Here is a 10658-nt window from a genome sequence, read left to right as displayed (position 1 = left end):
TGACGTTAATTTAAAATTACTGGGGATAATTATCTAATATCTTCATCATCATTTATGTCGTGCATATAGCGTATTCGAGTGCTAGTTGCTTGCTCTCAAAATGGAATTTTTACTCACATGAATCAATTTAATTCTAACTGCGTGTTTATGCGGGGAGTGGCATTTATCACTTTAGTGGTTCAAATATGCTTACTTCTTACCGCTACCATCACACCTATTATTTCACTGTCCGCGCATGCCGATAGCTTAGATGATGCAATGATAAATATGAGAGCATCAGATATCTTGAATGAACACACTTCGGCAGCAGTGACTATTGATTCAAGTCGATCTAAGAATCCACCGCAAGAGACAGTAAATCCTCCTATTTTTTCGCCATCTTCACCTCTAAATGAGCCCGCAGAGCCCTTGATTGCATCACAGCAAAATGGGTTACCAGATTTAGGCTCAGATAAACATGAAGTTGGCGACATCCGTACTAATAATAAATATGAGATCACGGAAAATAACGTGGCGAGTGCGTTTTCCAATTTTGGCAGTGTGATGAGCAGTAGTGAGCCTGGCAAAGCTGGCGAAAATGCAATAAAAGGCGTCTCCTCAGGTCTGGCCTCACAAATGGCTTCAGATTGGTTGGGGCAATACGGTAATGCCAGAGTGCAATTGAACTCATCAGGTACCGGTAATGCCGATGTATTGCTGCCACTAGCAGAATCAGAAAGTGCACTGTTATTTGCTCAGCTAGGGGTCCGTCATAATGGACAACGCGCAACAAATAATAGCGGCATTGGCGTACGTGGATTTACCGATGACTGGACCTTCGGTGTAAATACCTTTTATGACTATGACATGACCGGTAAAAATAGCCGTTTGGGGGTCGGGGGTGAAGTTTGGACAGATTATCTCAAATTCTCCACAAATGGTTATTTCCGAATAACCGACTGGCATCAGTCGGTATTGTCCGATATGGAGGATTATAACGAACGCCCGGCTAACGGGTTTGATGTGCGGGCAGAGGCCTATTTACCCTCTCATCCCCAATTGGGTGGACGGCTAGTCTATGAAAAGTATTTTGGTAAAGGCGTTGCATTAGGCAGTGGAAATACCAGCCCTGATGATTTAGGTCATTCACCCTCTGCCATTACCGTTGGGGTTAATTATACGCCTATTCCATTGGTAACTTTCGATGCTTCCCATAAGAAAGGGCGCAATGTCGATAATGATTTTCAGCTAGGGATCAATTTAAATTACCGTTTTGGCGTACCGTGGATTGATCAAATTAGCAAACAGACCGTTGGTTTAATGCGCAGTGTGGCGGGTAGCCGTTACGATATCATTGACCGTAATTACGATATTGTTATGCAATATCAAAAGCAGGACTTAATTCATCTGAGTTTGCCTGAGCAGATTACCGCATATGCTATGGAAGATATCTCACTAACGGCAAAAGTGGCCTCGAAATACGGGGTGAAAAATATCGTATGGCATGCCCCTGCATTGCTTGCTGCCGGTGGCAGTATAACGATGTCAAGTGTGGGAACAGTGTTAATCACTCTCCCGGCCTATCAACCATCCGTTAGCCTGAATAATTATCAAGTTAGCGCCACGGCATATGATGTCCGGGGTAATAAATCCAATACGGCTACCACAACCCTGCTGGTTGAGCGCTCTCTACATAATATTACCCTTAAACATGTTGGTAATCACACAACGCTGGCCGATGGTTTATCTACGGTGGCTTTTGAAGCCACAGTGATTAATACCGCGAATAATGCTAACCAACCGATAACGGGTATGGCCGTTACGCTCAGTTCTACCCTGGGAACAATCACTCCGCAAACTGCGGCAACCGACAGTAACGGAAAGGTTAGTGGTATTGTCACAACCAGTACTCGTTCAGGGAGTGGGACAGTTTCTGCCTCCTTGATGAACGGCAACCATGATACAAAACCGGTCAGGTTCACGGCAGACAGTAGCACGGTAAGAATTATTAATGGTGACCTGACTGTCGTTCGTGACAAGGCGATTGCCAACGGCGTCGCGACTAACAGTGTGAAGGCCATTATCAAGGATGCTAACGGCAATCCAGTATCCGATCAGGCGGTCAGTTTCTACGCCAATAATAATGCTGTTATTGCCAGCAGTGGCATTACTGATGCTGATGGTAGTGTGATCATGACACTCACCAATACCATCAGTACTGTTGTTACTGTAACCGCTAGCGTCAATGGCAGTAGCCAAAGTGTCAATGTGACATTTGTTACCCCCGCCAACATTGCCAGTGGTAACTTGAAAGTCGTTACTGACGGCGCTGTTGCGAATGGTACGAAAACTAACAGTGTGAAAGCCATTGTTACTGATGGACACAATGCACCAGTATCAAATCAAGTGGTCAGTTTCAGTGTTGCCAACGGAAGCGGTGCCACTATCGCCACTCAGGGCACGACGGGCCCAGATGGTTCGGTAACGGTAATGCTTACCAGTATCAAAGCCGGTGTTGTTACCGTGACGGCAACTATTAATGGTAGTGCTCAAACGGTGGACGTGACCTTTATTGCCGATGTGAGTACTGCGCAAATCCAGACGCTAACGGAAGTCACCGCACTAAACAGTGGCATTGTGGCGGACGGCAGCCAGACCCACAGGGTACAGGCACGGGTGACCGATGCGCAGGGTAACCCGCTGGTCAATCAGACCGTGACCTTTGCCGCCAGCAGCGGCGCTACACTGGTGTCGTCGGTGGTGACAGTCACCGACAGTGACGGGTATATCCCGATGGCACTGACCAGTCTCCGGGCCGGGGTGATCACCGTGACCGCCACCCTCCGTGGGGGCAGTGGTAACAGTAAAACAGTGGATGTGGCCTTTATTGCTGATACCAGCAGTGCGCGGCTTGAGACGTTGACTGAAGTCACCGCAGCGAACAGCGGCATTGTGGCGGATGGCAGCCAGACCCACCGTGTGCGGGCACGAGTGACGGATGCGCAGGGCAACCCGCTGCTTAATCAGACCGTGACCTTTAGCGTCAGTAATGGTGCCACGCTGGTGAATCAGACGATGACGGTGACCGACAGTGACGGTTATCTCCCGATGGCACTGACCAGTACGCTGGCCGGGACTGTCACCGTTACTGCCACCCTGATTGGGGGCAGTGGCAACAGCAAAACGGTGGCTGTGGCCTTTATTGCTGATGCTAACAGTGCGCGGCTTGAGACGCTGACCGAAATCACGGCGTCAAACAGTGGCATTGTGGCGAACGGTAGCCAGACCCATAGCGTGCAGGCGCGGGTGACTGATGCGCAGGGTAACCCGCTGGTCAATCAGACCGTGACCTTTAGCGCCGGTAATGGTGCCACGCTGGTGAGTCAAACGGTGACAGTGACCGACAGTGACGGGTATATCCCGATGGCACTGACCAGTACGCTGGCCGGGACTGTCACTGTTACTGCCACCCTGATTGGGGGCAGTGGCAACAGCAAAACGGTGGCTGTGGCCTTTATTGCCGATACCAGCAGTGCACACATCGCGACGCTGACTGAAATCACGGCGGCGAACAGTGGCATTGTGGCCGATGGTAGCCAGACCCATAGCGTGCGAGCGCAGGTCACCGATGCGCAGGGTAACCCGCTGCCCAATCAGACGGTGACCTTTGCCGCCAGTAGCGGCGCTACCCTGGTGAATCAGACGGTGACGGTGACCGACAGTGACGGGTATATCCCAATGGCACTGACCAGTATCCGGGCTGGAGCCATCACCGTGACCGCCAGCCTCAGCGGAAGCAATAGCAAAACGGTGGCTGTGGCCTTTATTGCCGATACCAGCAGTGCGCGCATCACGACGCTGACTGAAATCACGGCGGCAAACAATGGCATTGTGGCGGACGGCAGCCAGACCCATCGCGTGCAGGCACGGGTGACCGATGCACAGGGTAACCCACTGATTAATCAGACGGTGACCTTTGTCGCCAGCAGCGGTGCTACCCTGGTGAATCAGACGGTGACAGTCACCGACAGTGACGGGTATATCCCAATGGCGCTGACCAGTATCCGGGCCGGAGCCATCACCGTGACTGCCCGCCTGAGCGGAAGTAACGACAAAACGGTGGACGTGATCTTTATTGCTGATGTCACTACCGCACAAATCGCCACCCTGACTGAAATCACGGCGCCAAACAGTGGCATTGTGGCGGACGGCAGCCAGACCCACCGCGTGCAGGCACGGGTGACCGATGCGCAGGGTAACCCACTGATTAATCAGACGGTGACCTTTAGCGCCGATAACGGTGCCACGCTGGTGAATCAGGCGGTGACGGTGACCGACAGTGACGGTTATCTCCCGATGGCGCTGACCAGTATCCGGGCCGGAGCCATCACCGTAACCGCCAGTCTCAGCGGGGGCAACAGTAAAGAGGTGCAAGTGATCTTTATTGCTGATGTCACTACCGCACAGATAGTCACTCTGAGCGAAATCACTGGGCCAAACAGCGGCATTGTGGCGGACGGCAGCCAGACCCATACCGTACAGGCTCGGGTTACCGATGCGCAGGGTAACCCACTGATTAATCAGACCGTGACCTTTAGCGCCGATAACGGTGCCACGCTGGTGAATCAGGCGGTGACGGTGACCGACAGTGACGGGTATATCCCAATGGCACTGACCAGTATCCGGGCCGGGGCGGTCACCGTGACCGCCAGCCTCAGCGGAAGTAACGACAAAACGGTGGTTGTCACCTTTATTGCTGATGTCACTACCGCACAGATAGTCACCCTGAGCGAAACCACAGGGCTAAACAGTGGCATTGTGGCGGACGGTAGCCAGACCCACAGTGTGCGGGCGCAGGTCACCGATGCGCAGGGTAACCCACTGATTAATCAGACGGTGACCTTTGTCGCCAGCAGTGGCGCTACTCTGGCGAATCAGACGGTGACGGTGACCGACAGTGACGGGTATATCCCGGCGGCACTGACCAGTATCCGGGCAGGGACCATCACCGTGACCGCCAGCCTCAGCGGAAGCAATAGCAAAGTGGTGGACGTCACCTTTATTGCTGATGCTACTACCGCACAGATAGTCACTCTGAGCGAAACCACCGCGCCAAACAGCGGCATTATGGCGGACGGCAGCCAGACCCACAGTGTGCGGGCGCGGGTCAGCGATGCGAACGGTAACCCACTGGCCAATCAGACGGTGACTTTTACCGCCAGTAATGGCGCCACGCTGGTACCGTCGGTGACGGTAACCGACAGTGACGGGTATATCCCGATGGCACTGACCAGTATCCGGGCCGGGGTCATCACCGTGACCGCCAGCCTCAGCGGAAGCAATAGCAAAACAGTAGACGTAACCTTTACTGCTGATACCAGCAGTGCACGCATCGCGACGCTGACTGAAACCACGGCGGCAAACAATGGCATTGTGGCGGACGGCAGCCAGACCCATAGCGTACGGGCGCGAGTGACGGATGCACAGGGCAATCCGCTGGCCAACCAGACGGTGACCTTTAGCGCCGGTAACGGTGCCACCCTGGTGAATCAGACGGTGACAGTCACCGACAGTGACGGGTATATCCCGGCGGCACTGACCAGTATTCGGGCCGGGGCCATCACCGTGAGCGCCAGCCTGAGCGGGGGCAACAGTAAAGAGGTGGACGTGATCTTTATTGCTGATGTCACTACCGCACAGATAGTCGCCCTGAGCGAAACCACCGCGCCAAACAGCGGCATTGTGGCGGACGGCAGCCAGACCCACAGTGTGCGGGCGCAGGTTACCGATGCGAACGGCAACCCGCTGGCCAATCAGACGGTAACCTTTGCCGCCAGTAATGGCGCCACGCTGGTGAATCAGGCGATGACGGTGACCGACAGTGACGGGTATATCCCGGCGGCACTGACCAATATCCGGGCCGGGGCAGTCAATGTGACTGCCAGCCTGAGCGGGGGTAACAGTAAAGAGGTACAAGTGATCTTTATTGCCGATGCCACTACCGCACAGATAGTCGCCCTGAACGAAACCACCGCGCCAAACAGCGGCATTGTGGCGGACGGCAGCCAGACCCATACCGTACGGGCCCAGGTCAGCGATGCGAACGGTAACCCGCTGGCTAATCAGACCGTGACCTTTAGCGCCGGTAATGGTGCCACGCTGGTGCCGTCGGTGGTGATGACGGACAGTGACGGGTATATCCCGATGGCGCTGACCAGCATCCGGGCCGGGGCAGTCAATGTGACAGCCAGCCTGAGCGGGGGCAACAGTAAAGAGGTGGAAGTGATCTTTATTGCTGATGTCACTACCGCACAGATAGTCACCCTGAGCGAAACCACCGCGCCAAACAGTGGCATTGTGGCGGACGGCAGCCAGACCCACAGTGTGCGGGCGCAGGTCGCCGATGCTAACGGTAACCCACTGATTAATCAGACGGTAACCTTTGCCGCCAGTAATGGCGTCACGCTGGTACCGTCGGTGACGGTGACCGACAGTGACGGGTATATCCCAATGGCGCTGACCAGTATCCGGGCCGGGGCAGTCAATGTGACCGCCAGCCTGAGCGGGGGCAACAGTAAAGAGGTGGAAGTGATCTTTATTGCTGATGTCACTACCGCACAGATAGTCACCCTGAGCGAAACCACAGCGCCAAACAGTGGCATCGTGGCGGACGGCAGCCAGACTCACAGTGTGCGGGCGCAGGTTACCGATGCAAACGGCAACCCGCTGGCCAATCAGACGGTAACCTTTGCCGCCAGTAATGGCGCCACGCTGGTACCGTCGGTGACGGTCACCGACAGTGACGGGTATATCCCGATGGCACTGACCAATCTCCGGGCCGGGGCAGTCAATGTGACCGCCAGCCTGGGCGGGGGCAACAGTAAAGAGGTGCAAGTGATCTTTATTGCTGATGTCACTACCGCACAAATCGCCACCCTGACTGAAACCACCGCGCCAAACAGTGGCATTGTGGCCGACGGCAGCCAGACCCATAGCGTACGGGCGCAGGTCACCGATGCAAACGGTAATCCGCTGGCCAATCAGACGGTGACCTTTGTCGCCAGCAGTGGTGCCACGCTGGTGCCATCGGTGACGGTGACCGACAGTGACGGCTATATCCCAATGGCGCTGACCAGTATTCGGGCCGGGGCCATCACCGTGACCGCCAGCCTCAGTGGAAGTAACGACAAAACGGTGGACGTGATCTTTATTGCTGATGTCACTACCGCACAAATCGCCACCCTGACTGAAACCACCGCGCTAAACAGTGGCATCGTGGCGGACGGCAATGAGATCCATACCGTGCGGGCGCAGGTCACCGATGCGAACGGTAACCCGCTGGCCAATCAGACAGTAACCTTTGCCGCCGATAACGGTGCCACGCTGGTGAATCAGGCGGTGACAGTGACCGACAGTGACGGGTATATCCCGATGGCACTGACCAATATCCGGGCCGGGGCAGTCAATGTGACTGCCAGCCTGAACGGGGGTAACAGTAAAGAGGTGGAAGTGATCTTTATTGCTGATGTCACTACCGCACAGATCGTTGCCCTGACCAAAATCACTGCGCTTAACAGTGACATCGTGGCAGATGGCAACGATATCCATAGCGTGCAGGCGCAGGTCACCGATGCTAAGGGTAACCCGCTGGCCAATCAGACGGTAATTTTTACCGCTGATAACGGCGCCACCCTGGTAAGTCAGACGGTCACTGACAGTGATGGGTATATCAGGACAAATCTGACCAATACCCGGGCTGGGGCTGTTAATGTTACCGCAACCCTGACTGGGGGCAGTGGTAACAATATGACGGTGCAAGTCATCTTTATTGCTGATGTTACTACCGCACAGATAGTCACCCTGAGCGAAATCACCGCGCCAAACAGTGGCATTGTGGCGGACGGCAGCCAGACTCACAGTGTGCGGGCGCAGGTCACCGATGCGAACGGTAACCCGCTGGCCAATCAGACGGTGACCTTTGTCGCCAGCAGTGGTGCCACGTTGGTGCCGTCGGTGGTGATGACCGACAGTGATGGGTATATCCCGACGGCACTGTCCAGTATCCGGGCCGGGGCCATCACCGTGAGCGCCAGCCTGAGTGGGGGCAGCAGTAAAGAGGTGGAAGTGACCTTTATTGCTGATGTCAGTACCGCAAAAATCGCCACCCTGACTGAAACCACCGCGCTAAACAGTGGCATCGTGGCGGACGGCAATGAGATCCATAGTGTGCGGGCGCAGGTCACCGATGCGAACGACAACCCGCTGGTCAATCAGGTAGTGATTTTTACCGTCGGTAATGGTGCCACGCTGATGCCATCGGTGATGATGACTGACAGTGACGGGTATATCCCGGCGGCATTAACCAGTATCCGGGCCGGGGATATCGCGGTGATTGCCACCCTTATCGGGGTCAGTAATGACACCAAAAAGATAGACGTGCTCTTTATTGCCGATGTTAATAGCGCGAAAGTGATTTTAGAAAAGAGCGTAGATAATCAACCTGCTGATGGGGTGGCAGATGCTGCAATAAAAGTGACGGTAACAGATGCCAACAATAATCCATTGCCAGGCCAGAATATAACCGTTGTTGCGGATAATGGCGCAATTATCAGCAGTAATAGTAATGGTACCAGCGGTGCCGATGGGACTTTTGTTATAACACTGAAAAGTTCAACAATTGGTAACAGCGCGGTGACCGCAACACTGGATAATACCAGTAGCGCAATGGTTGTGATGACATTTGTTGCTGTACCTTTTGAGATCAGATTGACCTTAACCATGGGGGGATAACCGTGCTGTAGCTGATGACACTTTATGGTGGCGGCGTTAGGTTCTTGACGCATTGAGGACATTAGCAGGAATAGACAGAAGTATGTATTAGTAGGCGGCAGGGAAAAGAGGAAAGCTAAAGGGCATCTAATTAAATAGAAGCCCTTTAGCTTAAGTATCATTATTTCGGTTTCGATAAATTATTGTAAACGTTATTTAGTATAAAACGCTTTCCTTTAGTTATTACTGTTCCGATATTGCGTTAGTGGACTGATATTATGGAAATAGATTAAGATGAGATTATTAAATCTACTGGTGTTTATTCTGCTGATGACGGTGTTTCCTGGCACTGTTTATGCGGAATTTATCATAAAAAACCTGCAAACAAGTTTGTCAGAAATGAGTATGGATGTGGTATTCCAGCCTGGTGGTTCTGCGTATGTTAATTATTGTCGGCCACAAAATGTTAGCCATACTACATTAGAACGTTGTTTACTAACATATAAAGTCAGAGCAGTTACCTCCGGAGGTCTAGGGGTTGACTTATACACTGGCGCGTTTGATTTACGAGGGGATGGCACATATGACCAACAATTGTTAGCTGCTTCAACAATGGACGAAGCACTAGCGATCGCACAATCTCACGGGGTAATACTTTCTTATCACATAGTGATATCACGCTCAGCACTGGTTTCGATATCCGGTACATCGGGGAATTTTGCAATGATAACTGGAGCTGAGGGAAAACCCTGTAATGCGGCGGGTACCTCATGTTATACATTTTCATCTGCTCTACTAGGTACATATAACTTTAACCTTAAAACAGCCAATATTGATGTTGTATGTGAGGCGAGTAGTTTGTCACAACGTTCAGCGACCCTAAGTGGGCCACATATATATGTGCATGATAGTAATGGGACGCGCTTATCACAAGCCATTAATCCTATTGATGTATCTATGAACTGTGTTAATTGGAGCCCAACGGCTAATACCAAAGCGGTCGACTTTGTCGTCACTCCGAGCGAAGGGGCCGCCACCGGCAGTAATACTCAGGTAGCTTGCGGAGTTTATAAAAATACGCTTGCCGGGACAGCTTCAGGTTATACACATACTCAGACAATCTCCTTGTCTGGTTTTGGTGATACTATTTCAACGTTCTCAACACCGGCACTTTATTTTGGTGTTTATGTTAAACAGCCATCTAGCTCCGCAGAAACCTCGTTACCGCAATTAAATTGTGAGTTTTCAGGCGAGTTTAGCGTACAGTAATCGGCGATTTTTATGAGTGTTCTTTCTGTGAGAATTGTAGGAGATATTAATGGTTCCCTGCTCTTTTAATTCGACCTAAGTAAAGTAAGGTTAGATATTCCAATACAGTAAGAATTTTCCATTTTTATCGATTTGAAATGGAGGGTGTTATTGTGCATTAATACTATGGTGCATCTGAATAATAATGAATTTTCTTAGGTGTCTATTTGATGGATTACGCCCTATAAAGGTTACGGGTACTTTATTAAGGAGATATGATGCTTGACATGACAGTGCTTGTTGTTGATGAACATCCTATAATTAGAAGTGTTATAAAACGTATTATAGAGTGTAAAGGAGGTGAGGTTTTAGAAAGTAATTGTCGAACAGAATCGGTTAGGATAGCCCATATGCATAAACCAGATTTGATTATTCTTGATATTCTTACAAATGAATATTCAGGTCTTGGCCTGATTGAACAAATATTAAGAGTTTCACCTGATTCAAAAATAATAATTTTCACTGCGATGGTATTTAATGATTATGCTATAAAATGTATGGACTGTGGTGTTTATGGTTATGTCTCTAAAACCGATAGCATTGATAATTTGGAAAGTGCCATTAAAGCGGTTATGTCGGGTTATTGTTATTTTCCAAAGCTT

Annotated in this window: 3 protein-coding genes; all 3 read left to right on the top strand. The window is 51.5% G+C overall.

The genetic code is table 11. From position 1 onward, the window contains the following. Positions 1-510: 510 nt before the first annotated feature. On the top strand, positions 511-8769 hold the full coding sequence (locus V2A85_RS18840; protein WP_420072091.1) for an Ig-like domain-containing protein: 8259 nt from the start codon (positions 511-513) through the stop codon (positions 8767-8769). Positions 8770-9042: 273 nt separating this feature from the next. Continuing rightward, positions 9043-10017 carry a heme utilization protein gene (locus tag V2A85_RS18835; protein ID WP_420072090.1) on the top strand — a complete coding sequence of 325 codons (975 nt, stop codon included), beginning with the start codon at positions 9043-9045 and terminating at the stop codon, positions 10015-10017. 254 nt (positions 10018-10271) lie between these two features. Then, positions 10272-10658, top strand: a 387-nt coding sequence (locus V2A85_RS18830; RefSeq protein WP_420072089.1) for a response regulator, incomplete at its 3' end; no start/stop codon positions are given.

Origin of the sequence: Yersinia sp. 1252 StPb PI (assembly GCF_048593885.1) — a bacterium.
GTDB classification, from domain to species: Bacteria; Pseudomonadota; Gammaproteobacteria; order Enterobacterales; family Enterobacteriaceae; genus Yersinia; species Yersinia enterocolitica_E.
Note: the sequence above shows the minus strand (reverse complement) of the source record. Positions and strands in the feature narration are given on the sequence as shown.